Here is a 17,514-nt window from a genome sequence, read left to right as displayed (position 1 = left end):
CGTGTGGCAGCAGCTCAGCGCTGCAGGCTCAGCGCCCCAGGGCGGCCCGGACGACGCCGGTGTAGGCGGTGTAGCCGGCGTAGGTGGGGTGGAGGAACCCGGCCGGGTCGTTCACCGGGTCGGTCCCGAACCACGGGTCGCTCGGGGCCCCCGGCACGAGCTGCACGCCGTGCCCGGCGAACGCGTCGACGACGTCGGCGTAGACCACGTTCGCACCGCTCCCGGCGGCGAGCGCCACGGCGCCCTGGATCGCGCCGTTGAGGGCGTCCGTCGCGGTGTTCACCGCGAACACCAGGGAGTTGAGCGTCTGGCACGCCTCGATGGTCAGGAACGCCTCGCACAGGTCGAGGTTCACCGGCTCGAGCAGATGTGGATACCCCGTGACGACGATCGTGGCGTTGGGCGCGCGCTGCGCGATCCCGCCGATCAGCATCGCCAGCGGCTCGACGAGGCCGGGCGCACCCTGGATGACTCCCTGGATCGCCCCCAGGCACGCGTTGAGGTCGCCGCCGTTCGGAACGGTCGCGCACTGCGCGTAGAGCGCGTCGAGACCCAGGTCGTTGGCGCCGACGGTGAGCGTCACGACGGTAGTGCCGCGGTTCAGCTGCGACAGCTGTGCCCACGTGTCTTCGATCGTGGCCCCGGTGCACGCGCCGTTGCGCAGCAGGTTGATCCGCGGCACGTCGTCGAGCTGGGCGGCGTAGCCCCCTCCGGTGCGCGCGCACGAGTCCAGCGGCACTCCGCCGCCCTGACCCGCAGCGATCGAGTCGCCGAGCGCGACGTATTTCGCCACGGGCTGCGTCGGCGGCGCCGCTGTGGCGCTCGCCGCCCCTGCCCCTATCAGCCCGACTCCGAGTGCCATCGCCGCGAGCGCGGCGAGAATGCGTCGTTTCATGATTCCCCTTTGAATCCCCAGCGATGAGGTCGATTCCCCCAAGAATCGGCCGTGGCAGGCGTCGCCGTGCTTCTCGCCCCGCACGGACGCCGCGGATGATGTCGACGATAGACCCGCAGCATCCGCCCCGCCAGGGGTGTCGGTGCGCGCGCGCTGGCGGAATCCCGCGCGAGCACCGTACGTTGGGGAGGACGACGGAAGGATGCCAGTGACCGACACCGACGCCCACACCACCGTGATCCGCAACGACGAGGACCACCGCTACGAGGTGCATGTCGACGACGTGCTCGCGGGGTTCACCGTGTTCCGCATCGATGCGCGCGGTCGCCTGCACTTCCCCCACACCGAGATCGACCCGGCGTTCCGCGGCCGGGGCCTCGCACAGATCCTGGTCGCGGAGGCGATGGCCGACGTCGCGCGCCGCGGCGAGACCGTGGTGCCTCACTGCCCGGTGGTGGCGAAGTACCTCCGCGAGAACGACGTGCCCGGGCTCACCATCGAGTGGCCCGAGCACCCGCACCCGGAATGAGCGCCGGATGACTCGTCTCGACGCGTCCTCGACGGCCGGCGGCCTGCGCCCCGACACGGTGGAGCTGGCGTCCGCGGTCGAGTGCTCGGGGCCGAGGACGCTGCTCCTCGAGGCCCGGGAGGTTCCCCTCGGCGGCGTGCGGGCGATGTCGGTGCATCGCGCGCTGCCGCAGCGCGAACTGCCGCTCGTGGGCGCCTGGTGCTTCCTCGACCGGTTCGGCCCCCAGGAGACGCGCATGCGCGTCGAGCCGCACCCGCACATCGGGCTTCAGACGGTGACCTGGCCGTACCTCGGGGACGTGCGCCACCGCGACTCCGTCGGCAGCGATGTCGTGGTGCGCCGTGGCGCGCTCAACCTGATGACGAGCGGCGCGGGCATCTCCCACTCCGAGTACTCGGTGGGGACGGATGCCGCGCCCCTCGACGCGCTGCAGCTGTGGGTCGCCCTGCCCGAGTCGCGACGGCACGGCGGTCCGGCGTTCGAGCAGCACGCCGTGCTCCCCGAAGTGGAGCTCGGAGCCGAGGCCGGCGCGCCGGGCTCGGCGACCGTCGTGCTGGGCGAGCTCGCCGGCGTCGTGTCACCCGCGACCGTGTACACGCCGATCGTGGGCGCCGAGCTGCGCGTGCCCGCCGGGTCCACCGTCAGTGTGCCGCTCGACCCCCGCTGGGAACACGGGCTGGTCGTGGTGTACGGGGAGGCATCGATCGACGCCCTCCCCGGCGGTGACGGCACGCCCGTCGTGCTGCGCGACATGCATCTGCTCTACCTCGGCACCCACCGGGAGGATGTCGTGATCTCGAGCGCGGAGGGGGCGACGCTGTTCCTCCTCGGCGGCGAGCCGTTCGAGGACGACGTGGTGATGTGGTGGAACTTCGTCGGCCGCACCCACGAGGAGATCGTCGAGGCGCGCGAGGCCTGGGAGTCCGGCTCCGAGCGGTTCGGGCACGTCGTCGACCACGGCGACGAGCGCATCCCCGCCCCGCCGATGCCCGCCGTCCGCCTCACGCGCCGCCGGCGCCGCGTCTAGCGACCGGCTCGCGGCATCCGTCCCTGCACGAGAAGAGGCGCCCGAGCCGGAGCCCGAGCGCCTCTTCTGCCGGAACGGCTACGGCACGTCGACCGAGACGAGCGTGCGCACCTGCGAGTCGCCGTAGCGGACGACGCCCAGGTAGCTGCCCTGCTCGAGCCCCGACCACGACACGTTGTACGTCGTGGGCGTGGCCTGCTCGGCCGCGAGAGTGCCCGGCGTCGCGGTGAGCGACCCGACGCTGTCGGCGCCGACGAGCGCGCTCGTCGCCGTCCACGTGAACGCCGAGGCGAACGAGAAGACGTCGGCCTCGATGAGGTACCACCCGGCGGTGGGCTGGGCGATCTCCACGGCCTCGTCGGCCGAGCCGGTCGCCGACTGCCACGCCTGGTAGTAGCGGTGGTCGGTCTCGCTCACCACGCGATACACGGTGAGGTCCAGGTCGCTTCCCGCGTCGTCGGACGAGTCGAGGGCGAACCGCGCGAGCTCGAGGCCCGCCGGCACCTGCACGAGCACCTCGGTGGTGCCGTCGGTCGCCGCGCCCGTGGTCTCGTCGCCGTCGACCAGGATGTTCTCCTTCGCGAGGCCCACCGTGTTCAGCTTCAGGTCGCCGGTGAAGCCGGGGGTGATCTCGACGTCGACGTCGCCGTCGGCGCCCTCACCCGACACCCAGGCCGGCGCATCCGCTGTCACGGGGAACACCGCGATGGGCGAGCGGACCGTGGCCGGGCCCGTCCACGTGAGGAAGCCGGTGGCCCACTGCTCCACCTTGGCGGTGTCGTTCGTGAACTCGATCGTGAACGTCTGCGACTCGCCTTCGGCGATCGTGAACGAGGCGGGCGTGACGACCGCCTTCACACCGGGCACGTCGACCGACGCCGTGTAGGTGCCGGCCGTGGTGGCCGTCACCGTGCGGGTGATCGTCTGGGTGCCGGCGAGCGCGCCGACGCCGATGGACGCGATGTTGAGGTCGCTCGGGTCGATGGGCTCCTCCTCCCAGTAGTCGGCGTCGAGCGCGCCCTCGAGATACGACTTCCAGTCGCTCTCGCCGTTGAGGTACACCAGGCCGGGGCTGAAGTACTTCGTCGGGTCGACGTGTCCGGCGCCCTGCGTGAAGGGGTCGGTGACCTGCTGGTTCTTGCCGTCGACGAGGTTGTACGCCGTCGTCATGAGCGCCGACTTGACCTCAGCAGGGGTCGCCTTCGGGTGCACGCCCAGGTACAGCGCGCCGAGACCGGCGACGTGCGGCGACGACATCGAGGTGCCCGACATGAAGCCGAACGTGGGCGCGGAGCCCTTCGCGTTGTTCGTCGCGGCGAGGATCGCCACGCCCGGAGCCGAGACATCGGGCTTGATGACGTCGCTTCCGTCGGCGAGCATCGGTCCGCGGCTCGAGAAGCCCGCGATCTGAGGCGTCGGCGTGGGCGTGCCGGTGACGTTGTCGCCGACGAGCGTCACGGTCGCCGCCGGGTTGCCCTTGACGTAGGCCAGCAGCGCGTCGCGGTACTGGGCGTCGAGGTGCACGGTCGGCACCGAGTGGAAGTCGTTGTCGAGCGACCCCGGCGTGACGTTCACCAGCACCATGCCGATCCCACCCGCCTCTGCGACCGCCTGGGACTTCTCGACGCGGGCGTTGCTGCCGCGGTCGCAGACGACGATCTTGCCGGCGACCTTCGCGGGGTCGAGCGTGCCCAGGTAGCACAGCGCCGCCTCGGCCGGAGCGGCACCCGCCAGGCCGACCTCGCCCGCGTACACCGCATTGCCCGAGACCTGTCCTCCCGGCTGCGAGAACACCGTCACCGATGCGCCCGCCGCCTGCTGGCCGTTCCACTGCACCGTTCCCTCGTAGGTGGGGATGGTGGATGCCGCGACCGTCGTGTACCACGGCGACGCGTGGTCGGCGGTCGAGGCGCCCGGGCCCGAGTTGCCCGCGCTCACCGAGACGAACACGCCCGCGGCCGCCGCGCCCATGAAGGCGTAGTCGTCGGCCTGCAGCACGCTCGTCGCGGAGCCGCCGCCGATCGAGTAGTTGATGACGTCGACGCCGTCGGCCACCGCCGCGTTGATCGCGGCGATCAGGTCGCTGCCCGCGCAGATGTCGTCGTCGGTCGAGAGCGGGTCGGGTCCGCCGTAGCAGGCCTTGTACGCGGCGACCTTGGCGGCCGGAGCGACGCCCGAGATCTTGCCGAAGCCGATCCCCTCGACGGATGCCTCGACGCCGAAGTTGCCGGCGGCCGTGCTGGCGGTGTGCGAGCCGTGGCCCTCGAGGTCACGCGGCGACGCGTAGTCGGTCTTGAACGAGAAGCCCGACGCGGCCGCACCCGTGTTGAAGTAGCGGGCGCCGATGAGCTTGGTGTTGTAGTCCTGCTTGCTCCACTGCTCGGCGGCCACGCGCGGCGAGAGGAACGTTCCGCCGTCGGCCTTCTTGTAGACGATGCTGTCGCCCGACACGTAGGGCTCGCTTCCCGCCTTGTTGCCGAGCTTGCTGCCGGCGAACGACGGGTTCTCGGGCGAGATGCCGGTGTCGACGACGCCGACCACGATGCCTGCTCCGGCGGCGGCGGTGCCGCCGACGGCATCCCACACCCCGCCGGCGCCGGCGGCGCCCGAGCCGAGGCCGAGGAACTCGGTGGAGGGCACTGCTGCCGTCGGGTGCTGGATCTCATCGGGGAAGACGCCGAGCACGCTCTTGTCGCCCGACAGCTTCGCCACCTGGGCCCCGGTGAGATCGGCGGAGAAGCCGTTCACGACGACCTGGTAGCTCGTGGCCGGAGTCACGCCGTTCGCCGCGGCGAACTCCGCCTGCTCCTTCTTGAGGTGGGCCACGTACTTCTGCGAGTTGGCGGAGTTCGCGTCGAGCTGGTTGCCCTTGCCGGGCTTGGTGGGCGCGATGCCGCTGACCCCGCCTTCGTAGGTGGCGAGGGGCGCCTCCTTGAGGAGCACGATGTAGTGGCCGTCGGCGGACTCGACGGGAACCGGTGATGTCACCTCCTCGGGTACGGCGCCGAAACTGGCTGTGGCGGTGCCCGTGAACAGTGCGGCGAGTGTGACGACCGCGGCCGTTCGGACGGAGGATCGAACCATCAAGGGCCTCCTGATTGTGTGGGGGAGTCGTTGCGCCACGTCGTCGGGGCGCAACGACCTCCAACCTAACTGTCAGGAGAATCACAGTTAATGAGATTCATGTGAGAATCGGCGGGAGGAACACGGTTACCCTTGGCACGTGGCTGACCGTAACCGGATATCGACGAGCGTTCTGCTCACCTGCGCGGCGATCGGCGTCGCGACGGGCGTGCTGCAGGCCGGCGCCGGAGCCCTCAGCGGGTTCGTCTCGGCGGGCGCTCCGATCCTCTATGGCCTGGTCCTCGGCGTGCACGTGCTGCCCGGAGTGGTGGCGCAGGAACTGCTGCGGCGTCCCTGGGTGGCGCTGATCACGCACCTCATCGCCGGACTGGTCGCGAGCGCCGTCGTACCGCTGTGGATCGGCCGCTACATCGGCACCGCCCTCCTCATCGGCGGGCTGCAGGAGATCGTCGCCGCGACCTCGCGGTACCGCCGGTGGGAGCCGTGGCGCTTCTTCCTCTCGGCGGTGATCGTGGGCGTCGTGATCGCGGCCGCCATCTGGTTCGCCGCCGACGTGACGCGCTTCCCGCTCTGGGGCCAGATCGTCTACGTCGCCCTGTTCGTGATCGGCCCGGTGGGCTGGACGGCGGTGGGCCTCGCGATCGGCAACGCCTTGCGGCGTGCCGGTGTCGCCCGTCGCAGCCAGGGCTGAGGCATCCTCGTCCGCGTCGCGTCCTTCGCACGCGCATGGTCGCGGCCACCGCCGGAGCGATAGGTTAGGAGAACCTAAGTTCTCGACGATCGGATGCCCGTGTCTGCTGCCGTGCCGCTGCTGCGGGTGCGCGAGCTCGGCGTCACATATGACGGCGAGCGCACGCCGGTGCCGGCATCCGTCTCGTTCGATGTGGCACCCGGGGAGGTCGTGCTGCTGCTCGGACCGAGCGGATCGGGCAAGTCGACGCTGACGCTCGCGCTCAACGGCCTGCTGCCGCAGACCGTGCCGGCGACGGTCACGGGGTCGGTCGAGGTCGACGGGCTCGACACGCAGACGACGCCGGTGGCCGAGTTGAGCACGCGGGTAGGCATGGTGTTCCAGGACCCCGACGCGCAGCTCGTGACGGGCACGGTGCTCGACGAGGTGGCGTTCGGTCCTGAGAACCTGCGGATGCCCGTGGCCGACGTGCTCGCACGCGCCGAGGCAGCGCTGCGGCGGGTGGGGCTCTGGGAACGCCGGTCGGAGAACCCCGACCGGCTGTCGGGAGGAGGGCGCCAGCGGCTCGCGATCGCGTGCGCGCTGGCGATGGGGCCTCCGCTGCTGGTGCTCGACGAGCCGACCGCGAACCTCGATCCGGCCGGGATCGAGGAGGTCTACGCCGCGCTCGGCGAACTCGTCGCGGCGGGGGATCGCGCCATCGTGCTCGTCGAGCACAACCTCGACGCCGCGGTCGGGTTCGTCGACCGGGTGGTCGTGCTCGACGACGAGGGTGGCCTTGCCGCCGACGGCCCCGTCGACGCGGTGCTGCGCGGCCGTGCCGGCGAGCTCCACGACATGGGCGTGTGGCTCCCGGTCTCGACGATCGCGGCCCTGCGGCTGCGCCGCGCGGGGTTCGCTCTCGAGCCGCTCCCCCTCACCCCCGAGGAGCTCCGAGACGCCCTCGACGCCGAGGGACTCCGCGAGGCGCTCGGGGCCCGGGAACTCCGCGATGCCCCAGACGCCGTGCCCGGCGCCGCGGGCCGGAGCCGTGCCTCTTCGGTCGCCGAGCCCGTCGAGACGCTCCCCGACCCGTCGACAGGCGCCGTGGCCGAGCCGCCTCTGATCGCGGTCAGGAACCTGACGCTCCGCCGCGGACGCGCCGAGGTGCTCCACGGCGTCGACCTCGACATCCCGCGCGGCGCCTTCCTCGCGGTGGTGGGGGCGAACGGTGCCGGCAAGACGAGCCTCATCCAGGCGATCGCCGGGGTCGTCACGCCGCCGAAGGGAACCGTGCACATCGGCGACCTCGACATCGGACGCGCGGACGCACGCACGCTCAGCTCGCAGGTCGGTTTCGTCTTCCAGAACCCCGAGCATCAGTTCATCGCTCACACCGTCTTCGACGAGGTCGCGCACGGTCTGCGCCGGCAGCGCCTCTCGGATGACCAGGTGCGGGAGCGCACGCAGGCGCTGCTCGAGCGCTTCGGGCTCGCGACGAAGGCCGGGAGCCACCCCTTCCTGCTGTCGGGCGGGCAGAAGCGTCGTCTCTCCGTCGGGACCGCGCTCGTCGCCGGCGCCCCGGCGCTGGTTCTCGATGAGCCGACCTTCGGGCAGGACCGCGCCCGCGCCGACGAGCTGCTCTCCCTCCTCGCGGAGCTCAACAGCGAGGGCACCACGATCGTCGTCGTCACGCACGACATGCAGCTCGTCACGGAGTACGCCCATCGCACCGTCGTGATGGCCGACGGGCGGGTGCTGGCCGACGGCGCGACCGCCGACGTCTTCGCCGACGACGCCCTCATCGCCCGTGCGGGGCTGCGCCCTCCTCCCCTGCGGCGCGCGCTGAGCACGCTGCAGCGGCATCCGGAGCTCTCCCGTATCGCCCGCCTCGCCGACCTCCCGGCCCCCGTCCCCGGCAGAGACCCCGAGCGTCAAGCCCCGCGCACGACGGGAGGCGGCGCGTGAGCGGCACCGGACCTCTCACCGCGGCCACCGCCGTGCACTCGACGCTCGACCCGTACGCGCCGCCGGGGCGCGGTGGGCCGCGGGGCGCCGCATCCGCCGTCCGGTTCCTCTACCGGATCAACCCGCTCGCGAAGCTCGCCGCCCCGCTGCCGGCGATGGTGCTGCTGGTGTTCGTGCGGGATGCCGCGACCCCCGCCGCCTTCCTGGCGCTGGCGTACGTCGTGCTGCTCGTCGGCGTGGACTTCACGCGGCGCCTCGCGGCGATCCTCTTCCTCGCGCTGCCCATCAGCGCCCTCGCGATCGGCTTCGGGTTCGCGCTGTGGACCGACGCCGCGCGCGTCGACCAGTCCGTGGTGGTGTGGCAGATCGGCGGCTGGACGATGTACGGCGGAGCGCTCGAGGTCGGTTTCGCGACCGGGCTGCGCCTGGCCGCCATCGTGGCGCTCACGCTCATCACCGGCCTCTCGACGACCGGACCCGACCTGGTGCGCGCGGGCGTGCAGCAGCTGCGCGTGCCGTACCGCATCGGCTACACGGCGCTGGCGGCCTTCCGGTTCGTGCCGCGGTTCGGGTACGAGCTCGATGTGATCCGCCAGGCCCATCGCGTCCGCGGCGCCCACGGCGGGCGGGGGCCGTTCGCGGCGAGCGCCCGCTGGTTCGGCTACATCGTGCCGCTTCTGGCGGGCGCCATCCGCCATGCCGAGCGCGTGGCTCTGGCCATGGACGCCCGCGCCTTCGGCGCCTTCCCCGACCGCACCGAACGGTACCTGGTGCCCTGGCGCGTGCGCGACACCCTCTTCGTCGTGGCGTTCTGGGCGGCGTCGGCGGCCCTGTTCTGGCGCTTCTTCCCCTGGGGTCTCTGACGACCCGCGGCGACCGACCCTCGCCGAGGGCCGGGTCGCGGCATCCGGTGTCGCGCCGGCGTCAGCGCTTGCCGACGATCTGGCGCGAGACGATGTCGCGCATGATCTCGTTGGTGCCGCCGTAGATGCGGTGCACGCGGGCGTCGAGGAAGGCACGCGCGATCGGGTACTCGGTGATGTAGCCGTAGCCGCCGTGCAGCTGCACGCCGATGTCGAGCAGCTCCCACTCGCGGTCGGTCGACCAGAACTTGACCTTCGCCGCCTCCTCGGCGGTGAGCTTCTCGTCCTTGTAGAGCATCATCGCGCGGTCGTTGTAGGCCCACATCACGTCGACCGTCGTGGCCATGTCGGCGAGCTTGAACCGCGTGTTCTGGAAGTCGGCGATCGGCTGGCCGAACGCCTCGCGGCTGAGCACGTAGTCACGGGTCCAGACGTACGCCGCCTCGCCGGCGGCCGCGGCGGCCACGCCGATCGACAGGCGCTCGAGGGGCAGGTTCATCATGAGCTGGATGAAGCCGAGCCCCTCCTTGCCGCCGATGAGATTCTCTTCGGGCACGAAGACGTCGGTGAACGAGAGCTCGGCGGTGTCCCAGCCGTGGAAGCCCATCTTCTCGAGCTTCTTGCTGTGCTCGAAGCCCTCCATGCCGTCCTCGAGCACCAGCAGGCTGAACGCGTCGGGCCGGTTGCCCTCGCCCGTCTTGACGAAGGTGACGACGATGTCGGCGGTCTTGCCCGACGAGATGAACGTCTTGGCGCCGTTGACGATGTAGCCGCCCTCGGCGCGCTTGGCGGTGGTCTTGATGCCGCGCAGATCGCTGCCCGCGCCGGGCTCGGTCATCGCGAGGGCGCCCAGGATCTCGCCGGTCGCCATGCCCGGGAGCCATTTCTCCTTCTGCTCCTGCGTGCCCATGTGCACGATGTAGGGCACGGCGAGGTCGTCCTGGATGCCGAGGGCTCCGGCGAGCGAGCCCAGGCCGGCGCCGATGGTCTCTTCGAGCACGATCGAGCGGAATCGGTAGTCCTGCAGCATCCCGGCCCCGCCGAACTCCTCGGGAACCGACAGGCCGATGATCCCCGCCTCACCCGCCGCGAGCATGGTCGCCCGGTCGATCTCGCCGTCGGCATCCCACTGCTTGCGCTTCTCTTCAGACGCGTAGCGCTTGACGAACTCTTTGACGACGTCGCGGAAAGCCTCGTGGTCCTCGTCGTAGATGTCGCGCTCCATGGTGCGCCTTCCTCTCTCATCCTCGAGCTCTCGGAGATGGCCCCGGCTGGAATTGCATCTCACTACCAATGGTACTCAGTTTCAGAACAACGGATGCCGGGGGCTCCTGCTGCCGCCGGGCCGGCGGCCCGAGCACCGGGGCTGCTGGCGGTTCAGCCGAGGTACGCCGGAGCCGGGCCGAGTCCGAAGAAGTCCTCGAGCGATGTCCATCCGCCGTCATGGTAGGCCTTGGCCAGCTCCGGACCGATGTAGCGCAGATGCCATGGCTCGGGCGAGTAGCCGGTCACCGGCGTGGCTCCCTCGACGTACCGGACGATCCACCCGTGCTCCCACGCGTGTTCGACGATCCACTGTCCCTGCGGCGAGCCGGCCAGATCGTCGAGGGTGCCGCATGCTCCGGCGCAGGCGACGACATCCGCCCCGAGACCCAGCTGATGCTCGCTGTAGCCCGGGCGTGCGCTCACCTGGTCGGCCCGCTCGCCGCGCTCGGCGAAGTGCCGGCCGTACGTCTCCTGCTGGGTCTGGTAAGACCGGAACCCGCTCTCGAGCGCGATCTCGCCCGCCCCCGCGTTGCGGGCGGCGGTCGCGAGGGAGGCGAGGGCGGATGCCGCATCCGCGCGCAGCGCGCCGCCTTCGACGTTGCGCACACCGTCGGGCAGCACGAGACCGCTGGGCCGGTAGTCGACGGGGCTCGCGGGCCGGGTCTTGTCGACGACGGTCCAGATGCGCGCGGAGTCGCCGAGGTTCACGCAGGGAGCCCGCCCCTCGACCAGCGCCGCGCGGAAGGCCTCGCCGCCGCCGGCGGCGGCGACGGCGGCTTCGTCCGCGCCGGCCTGCAGCGCGGCCGACACCTCGGGCACCGCGCAGATGTCGGCGGCCTCGGCCGTCTGCTCCACCGCGGGAACGGGGAGCTGCGCGATTTCGGGGAGCTGCGCCCCGAGGGCCGTCGCTGCTGCATGATCGTCGCCCGCCGCGAGAGCAGTCGGGAGCATCATGGCGGTCATCGCGGCCGATCCCATCAGCAGCGCGGCGCCCGCGGCGAGCCCGGCCACCACAGCGATACGGCGCGGGAGACGCCGCGGCCGCGCATGGCGCACGGGGGTCGACCCTCGGGGGTCGAGCAATTGGGCCTGGTGCGCGGCGCGGCGAGTGGCGGGCACGTCGGCCGTCGGCGCGGCGACGCCGGGAACGGGGTCGGCTGCCTCGGGCTCCGCTGCCGCGCCGACGGAGTCAGGCGCCTCGGCGACGGGCTCCGGTGCGGGTGGCGGCAGCGGCGCTTCGTGCGCCGAATGACCGGGTTGACCGGGGTGGTGGGCGGCTGCGCGGGCACGCCGCTCGACCTCTTCGCGCATCGCCCGGGCGGCGCGACGAGTCTCGGGGACGGCTCGGGGGGTAGCGAGCCGGCCAGGCTCCGTCACCGTGCCATTCTGACCTGTGTCCGCCCGATTTGGCCAGGGCGGCGGCATCCGTCTGCCCGATGTTCTATCTGCCCGGCGTTGCGCTTGACTTGCATTCGAAGATTTGTTCTGATGGTGGCATGCGATGGCAGGGTCAGGAGTTGGGAGTGGCGGATGCGGCGGCCCTGCCTGGACTCGAGCAGCTGAACGGTCTGGTCCGCTCGGTGACGACTCCCGAGTTCGCGGGAGTGACGTTTCACGAGGTGCTCTGCAAGTCCGCCCTCAACCACGTTCCCGGGGCGTCGGCCATGCCCTTCGACTGGACGGTCAACCCCTATCGCGGCTGCATTCATGCGTGTGTTTATTGTTTCGCCCGGGGAACGCACGAGTACCTCGATCTCGACGCGGGGCGGGATTTCGACAGCCAAGTCGTCGTCAAGGTGAACGTCGCCGAGGTGCTCGAGAAGGAGCTCCGCCGGGGAAGCTGGCGTCGCGAGCCGGTCATGCTGGGCACGAACACCGACCCGTACCAGCGCGCGGAGGGACGCTACAAGCTGATGCCCGGCATCGTGTCGGCGCTCACGGAGTCCGGCACGCCGTTCTCGATCCTCACCAAAGGCACGCTGTTGCGGCGAGACCTGCCCCTGCTGACGGATGCTGCGACCAGCGTGCACGTGACCCTCGCGATGTCGATCGCGGTGTTCGACGACGAACTCCAGCACCTCATCGAGCCCGGCACCCCGAACGCGACCGCGCGGCTCGAGACGGTGCGGGCGGCCACGGAGGCGGGGTTCAAGGTGACGGTGTTCCTCATGCCGATCATCCCGCACCTCACCGACTCCATCGCCGCCATCGACCACGCCCTCACGCGCATCAAGCAAGCCGGCGCGGCGCGGGTCGTCTACGGTGCGCTGCACCTGCGTCCGGGCGCCAAGCAGTGGTTCCTGCAGTGGCTCGCGGAGCAGCATCCGGAACTCGTCTCGTCGTATCGCGGGCTCTATCCCGGCGCCACCGCGAACGCTCCGAAGGCGTATCGCGCGTGGCTCGCCAAGCGCGTTCGGCCACTGCTCCGCGTGCACGGCCTCGATGGGCGCGCCGAAGACGAGACCGCGCGCGGCGCTCCGGTCGCGGGTCTCGCCGCTCGCGCTGACGCGCGCTCCGCACCGCCGATCGTCACGACGTCGCGCGGTCGAGCCGCCGCCGCGTCGCTACGGGCGTCACCGGCCCGGCCGGCACCGGATGCCGAGGCATCCGCTCGGCTCTTTTGAACAACCGCACCCGGCTACGCGGCCGCGACGACCTCGCGGTCGGCTACCTGCGCGGAGCTTTCGGCGGCGGGGGCAGCAATGGGCGCAGCGATGTGCTCCAGCACGGCGTCCAGCACCACGTCCGCGGCGAGGATCCGGTTGTGGCCGAGACCGCTCGTCTCGAGAATCCTCGCCCCGGGGTGAGCTGCGGCGATGCGCTCCGCCTCGGCGAACGGCACCAGGCGGTCTCCGCGGTCGTGCACGATCAGCAGCGGCACAGCGGCGGGAATCGGCCGCCGCACACTGGACAGCCACGCGAACGGATCCCGCTCTCCGGGGAAATAGCGGCTCGCGAACAGCTCCCGCATGCGAACAGACACCGCGTCGGAGTAGCCGAGGCCGGCCTGGAACTGCGTGAGCAACGCGTCCGCATCCGCCGGCGCGGCTACCGTGACGACCCGCTGGGCCCCTATGCCGCCCGCCACCCCCACGAGGGCCGCGAGACCGCCGAACGAGTGGCCGACCACGGCTTCGAACGATCCGAACCGTTCCTGGAGCGCCGAGAAGATGTCGAGCCAGTCGACCAGATACGTACGGCGGCCGACCGACGCGCCGTGCGCGGGCGCATCGAACGCGACGACGCGATGGCCCTCGGCCACCAGTTCGCGCACGAGCGGCGCGAACTGGCTCGCCCGGGCGTCCCATCCGTGCGCGAGCACGACGGTGCGGCCACCGCTGCCCCATTCGTAGGTCTCGACCTCCGTCCCGCGCCGGTCGATGCCGGGGATCCGCAGTCGGCCGCGGCGGGCGCGCCACATGGTGGGCTCGTCGTCGACGCGCACCGGCCGCGGCGGCGCCACGTGGCCGAACAGCGGCAGGGCGACGGCCGCACCCCAGCGCGGCGAGAGGGCGGCAGCGGCGCGGACGGATGCACCTGCGGCGGTGAGAGCGAGATCCATGATGCTCCAATCAGAAGATTACGAACGATCGTTCGCACTTATGAATACGAACGATCGTACGGTAACCTCGTGACGTGACACAAGTGCCTGTCGATCGACGTCGCGCGCGCGGCGACGAGTCACGCCGCGCCGTCCTGGCGCACGCGGTCGACACGGCGACCGTCGACGGCCTGGACGGGCTCACCATCGGCCGGCTGGCGGATGCCTCGGGCCACAGCAAGAGCGGCATCGCGACGCTCTTCGGCTCGAAGGAGCAGCTGCAGCTGGCCGTCGTCGCAGCCGCGCGGGAGATCTTCGTCGAGCGGGTCGTGGAGTCCGCGCGCACCCGGAGCCCCCGCGGCCTCGTTCGCGTGTGCACGCTGCTCGCGGACTGGCTGGCCTACTCGCGGGATCGCGTGTTCCGTGGCGGATGCTTCTTCGCCGCCGCATCCGTCGAGTTCGATGCCAAGCCGGGGGTCATCCGCGACGCCGTCGTGAAGGCTTCGTCGGAGTGGGAGGACTATCTCACCGTCAGCATCGAATACGCCATGGCGCAGCGTGAACTGCCCCTGCTCGACGACGCACGGCAGCTCACCTTCGAGCTGGTGTCGTTCCTCGAAGCGGCCAACACCCGCTCACTGCTCCACGGCAGCGCCGAGCCCTACGTCCGCGCAGAGGCGGCCGTCCGGGCTCGCCTGCTCTCCTTCGGGGGCGACGCCGAGCTCATCGCGACGATCGGCGCGCTCAGCCCCCCGAGATGACCCCGCGGATCGCCCCCGCGTACGCCACGTAGCCGGCTGCGTTGGGGTGGAAGCCGTTCGTCGTCCTGAACCACGACCAGTCGTTGATCCACGGCTGCGAGCTTCCGATCCCGTGACCGGCGAACTGCGTCACGACATCCGCGAACGTCGCGCCGTTCGCCTCAGCGACCCGCTTGATCGCCGCGTTGAGCACGAGCGTCTGCGCATTGACCTCGTCCGCCCACGCGTACTTGGGGTTGGCGTGGGTGTTGGGGTCCTCCCAGAAGAGCTGCGGATAGCCGGTGACGACGATGCGAGCGGTGGGCGCCTTGCTGCGGATCGCGGCGATCACGGCGGCGACGTTCGCGGCGAACGCGTCGGAGGTCGCGATGGACGATGCCGTGGCGATCTTGGCGGCGCACGTCGACGTCACGAGCACGAAGCAGTTCTGCATCACGTCGGCGAAGCCCACGTCGTTGCCGCCGACGGTCACGGTGACCAGCGCGGCGCCTGAGGGCATCCCGGCGGACTGTGTCACGACGGCCGACGTGTTGGCACCCGAGCATGCGAGGAAGGCGACGAGCCTCTTGTCGGCGTCGGCGTCCAGCAGCTTCGGATAGCTCTTCGAGCTCCGGTAGCAGGAGGTGTCGAGGTAGGAATCAGCACCGACGCCGGCGGCGAACGAGTCTCCCAGCGCGATGTAGGCGGGCTCCTGGCTTCCGCCGCCTCCCCCACCGCCGCCACCGCCGGGTTTGCTGGGCTTGCCGGCGACCACGGGCGCTGCCCAGCCCGCATCTGCCGGCACCACTGCCAGCGCCATGGCGACGGCGACGATCGCGGCGATCACGGCTGCGATCACCGCGTGCCGACGTCGTTGTCCGTTCCACGCGCGCGCGCCGACTACCGATCCGTCCATCGGACTACCCCCAGAATTCGACTCCCCGGTCGACCGGCGCGTTCGCCGATGGACCTACCTATACCACCGGCGCATCCGCGACGATAGGGCCGCGGTGTCGGCGGTCCGAGGCGGTGACGGGGCTCCGGCCGGACGCGCGGCCGAACCCGACCCGCCGCACCGCGCCGCCCGCACCCGGCGAGTCGGCCCGAGACGCCGCATCCGCACCCAGAAGCGACCGCAACGGCCGACCCGAGCAGCCCGCCCGCCCGCACCCGGCGAGCCGACCCGAGGCAGTCGACCCCGGGCAGCGGCAGAGGTCAGCGGCGCGCGAGTTCCGCGAGCACCGCGTCGCCGGGGCGCACCTGGTCGAACGGCGCCTCGATGTCGGCGCGCTCCAGCAGTTCGGCGAGCCTCTCGCGTCGGGCCCGCGTCACGAGCGTGACGACGGTCCCGCGGCGCCCGGCCCGACCGGTCCGGCCCGAGCGGTGCAGGTACGTCTTGTACTCGTCGGGCGCGTCGGCCTGCACGACGAGGTCGATGTCGTCGACATGGATGCCGCGGGCCGCGACATCCGTCGCCACCAGCACGTCGATGCGTCCTGACGTCAGCTTCTCGAGGTTGCGGGTGCGTCGGGCCTGGTCGAGGTCGCCGTGGAGAGCGAGCGCACGGATGCCGTCCTCGCCGAACTGCTCCGCCAGCATCTCGGCGAAGGCCCGCGTGCGCGTGAAGACGAGGGTCTTGCCGTCGCGCTCGACCAGCGTGCGGAGGATCTCGCGTTTGTCGCGGTGGTCGACGACGAGCACCCGGTGGTCGATGGTTCCCGAGTGCTGCGTCTCTCCGGCCACCTCGACGACCGCCGGCTCGTCGAGGAACTCGCGAACGAGCGCCGTCACCTGCCCGTCGAGCGTGGCCGAGAACAGCAGCCGCTGCGCGTCGCGCGGAGTCCGCCGCATGATCCGCTGCACCGGCTCCAGGAAGCCGAGGTCGCACATGTGGTCCGCCTCGTCGAGCACGGCGACGCGCACGTGAGACAGGTCGAGCGCACGCGACTCGACGAGGTCCTCGATGCGGCCCGGGGTGCCGATGACGATGTCGATGCCCTTCTTCAGCGCTCCCAGCTGACGCGCGTGGGGAACGCCGCCGTAGATCTGCGTCGTGAACAGGCCGACGCTGCGGGCGATCGGCTGGATGGTGGCGTCGATCTGCAGCGCGAGTTCGCGCGTGGGGGCGAGGATCAGCGCGCGCGGCGGGCGGCCGATCCCTCGCTTCTGGCCCGCCTGCGAGCGGAGCACGCTCTCCACCAGTGGCGCGCCGAAGGCGATGGTCTTGCCGGACCCGGTGCGTCCGCGCGCGAGCACGTCGCGGCCGTCCAGGATCGCCGGGATCGTCGCGGCCTGGATGGGGAACGGATGCTGCGCCCCGAGCTCCGCGATCGTCTTGACGATGTTCTGACCGAGGCCGAGGTCGCCGAACGTCGCGCCCTCACCCGCCGTAGGCGCGACGACGTCGGCCTCGAGCCGCTCGTGCACGACGTCCCCCTGGACGGCCTCCCCGCGCCGGGGAGCCCGGTCCCGCCCGGCCCGCTCGGACTGTCCGGTTGAGCGGCGGCTCGCAGCATCCCGCTCCGAGCCTGATCCGAAGCGCGGAGAACCGGATCGCGCACCCGATCGTCCGCGATCGTCGTCCGGGCGCGACGGGCGGCCACGATCGTCGCGGGAGTGGGTGCGGATGGCGCGGGCCTCGTCACGCCCGGCACGCTCCTGCTCGGTCCAGCGGCGCTTGGGCGCGGCATCCCCCGCCGCTTCCGCGCGATAGCCGCGGTGACCGGGGCTGCGGCTCCCACTCTTGCCCGAAGACGACTCGCCGGGCCGACGCTTGGCGTCCTGACCGTCGCGGCCCTCGTTCGCGGCACGATACTTGGGGTTGTACCGGGGGTCGAAGTTCTTCGCCGCGCGTCCGCCGCCGGGCTTCTTGTTCTTGGGCATCCGGCTCCTTCTGCTGCGGTCTCGCGGCAAACTCCGCCGTCCGCGCGA

Annotated in this window: 14 protein-coding genes; 7 read left to right on the top strand and 7 right to left on the bottom strand. The window is 71.5% G+C overall.

Annotated features, from left to right (window positions below; all coding sequences use genetic code 11):
• Window positions 1-28: 28 nt before the first annotated feature.
• Window positions 29-895 carry an SGNH/GDSL hydrolase family protein gene (locus ACN9MP_RS00990; protein WP_426323129.1) on the bottom strand — a complete coding sequence of 289 codons (867 nt, stop codon included), beginning with the start codon at window positions 893-895 and terminating at the stop codon, window positions 29-31.
• A 202-nt stretch (window positions 896-1,097) separates the two neighbouring features.
• Here ACN9MP_RS00990 and ACN9MP_RS00985 point away from each other — a divergent pair, with 202 nt between their 5' ends.
• The gene (locus tag ACN9MP_RS00985; RefSeq protein ID WP_426323127.1) at window positions 1,098-1,424 is read left to right on the top strand and encodes a GNAT family N-acetyltransferase; all 327 of its coding nucleotides are present in this window, start codon (window positions 1,098-1,100) and stop codon (window positions 1,422-1,424) included.
• A 7-nt stretch (window positions 1,425-1,431) separates the two neighbouring features.
• Window positions 1,432-2,451: a pirin family protein gene (locus ACN9MP_RS00980; RefSeq protein ID WP_426323125.1), complete on the top strand. Its 1,020-nt coding sequence runs from the start codon at window positions 1,432-1,434 to the stop codon at window positions 2,449-2,451.
• Between the two features lie 78 nt (window positions 2,452-2,529).
• Here ACN9MP_RS00980 and ACN9MP_RS00975 read toward each other — a convergent pair whose 3' ends face one another.
• Window positions 2,530-5,535 carry a S8 family serine peptidase gene (locus ACN9MP_RS00975; RefSeq protein ID WP_426323123.1) on the bottom strand — a complete coding sequence of 1,002 codons (3,006 nt, stop codon included), beginning with the start codon at window positions 5,533-5,535 and terminating at the stop codon, window positions 2,530-2,532.
• A gap of 139 nt (window positions 5,536-5,674) precedes the next feature.
• On the opposite strand from ACN9MP_RS00975, the gene ACN9MP_RS00970 reads away from it, so the two are divergent.
• From ACN9MP_RS00970 to ACN9MP_RS00960, 3 genes are all read left to right on the top strand, one after another.
• The gene (locus ACN9MP_RS00970; RefSeq protein WP_426323121.1) at window positions 5,675-6,226 is read left to right on the top strand and encodes an ECF transporter S component; all 552 of its coding nucleotides are present in this window, start codon (window positions 5,675-5,677) and stop codon (window positions 6,224-6,226) included.
• 93 nt (window positions 6,227-6,319) lie between these two features.
• Entirely contained in the window at window positions 6,320-8,173 is a 1,854-nt protein-coding gene (locus ACN9MP_RS00965; RefSeq protein ID WP_426323119.1) for an ABC transporter ATP-binding protein, read from the top strand.
• A complete protein-coding gene (locus ACN9MP_RS00960; RefSeq protein WP_426323117.1) occupies window positions 8,170-9,036 on the top strand; it encodes an energy-coupling factor transporter transmembrane component T in 867 nt (288 codons plus the stop codon). Before ACN9MP_RS00965 ends, ACN9MP_RS00960 begins: the two co-directional genes overlap by 4 nt.
• A 61-nt stretch (window positions 9,037-9,097) precedes the next feature.
• Here the strand turns inward: ACN9MP_RS00960 and ACN9MP_RS00955 are convergent, their stop codons facing one another.
• Complete coding sequence (locus tag ACN9MP_RS00955) at window positions 9,098-10,261, bottom strand: acyl-CoA dehydrogenase family protein (protein WP_426323115.1); 1,164 nt, start codon at window positions 10,259-10,261, stop codon at window positions 9,098-9,100.
• A gap of 152 nt (window positions 10,262-10,413) precedes the next feature.
• The gene (locus ACN9MP_RS00950) at window positions 10,414-11,679 is read right to left on the bottom strand and encodes a M15 family metallopeptidase (protein ID WP_426323113.1); all 1,266 of its coding nucleotides are present in this window, start codon (window positions 11,677-11,679) and stop codon (window positions 10,414-10,416) included.
• Window positions 11,680-11,798: 119 nt separating this feature from the next.
• On the opposite strand from ACN9MP_RS00950, the gene ACN9MP_RS00945 reads away from it, so the two are divergent.
• Window positions 11,799-12,926, top strand: a complete 1,128-nt coding sequence (locus ACN9MP_RS00945) for an Rv2578c family radical SAM protein (RefSeq protein WP_426323111.1) — start codon at window positions 11,799-11,801, stop codon at window positions 12,924-12,926.
• 14 nt (window positions 12,927-12,940) lie between these two features.
• Here the strand turns inward: ACN9MP_RS00945 and ACN9MP_RS00940 are convergent, their stop codons facing one another.
• Window positions 12,941-13,864 carry an alpha/beta fold hydrolase gene (locus tag ACN9MP_RS00940; RefSeq protein ID WP_426323109.1) on the bottom strand — a complete coding sequence of 308 codons (924 nt, stop codon included), beginning with the start codon at window positions 13,862-13,864 and terminating at the stop codon, window positions 12,941-12,943.
• 74 nt (window positions 13,865-13,938) lie between these two features.
• Here ACN9MP_RS00940 and ACN9MP_RS00935 point away from each other — a divergent pair, with 74 nt between their 5' ends.
• Entirely contained in the window at window positions 13,939-14,604 is a 666-nt protein-coding gene (locus tag ACN9MP_RS00935) for a TetR/AcrR family transcriptional regulator (protein WP_426323107.1), read from the top strand.
• On the opposite strand, the gene ACN9MP_RS00930 is transcribed toward ACN9MP_RS00935, so the two are convergent.
• Window positions 14,588-15,499, bottom strand: coding sequence for an SGNH/GDSL hydrolase family protein (locus ACN9MP_RS00930; RefSeq protein ID WP_426323105.1), 912 nt, complete (start codon window positions 15,497-15,499; stop codon window positions 14,588-14,590). The two genes, ACN9MP_RS00935 and ACN9MP_RS00930, sit on opposite strands and share 17 nt — an antisense overlap.
• A gap of 299 nt (window positions 15,500-15,798) precedes the next feature.
• Window positions 15,799-17,466 carry a DEAD/DEAH box helicase gene (locus ACN9MP_RS00925; protein ID WP_426323103.1) on the bottom strand — a complete coding sequence of 556 codons (1,668 nt, stop codon included), beginning with the start codon at window positions 17,464-17,466 and terminating at the stop codon, window positions 15,799-15,801.
• Between the last annotated feature and the right edge of the window lie 48 nt (window positions 17,467-17,514).

The sequence above is a fragment of the Microbacterium sp. E-13 genome (genome assembly GCF_049912955.1).
Lineage (GTDB): Bacteria > Actinomycetota > Actinomycetes > Actinomycetales > Microbacteriaceae > Microbacterium.
Note: the sequence above shows the minus strand (reverse complement) of the source record. Positions and strands in the feature narration are given on the sequence as shown.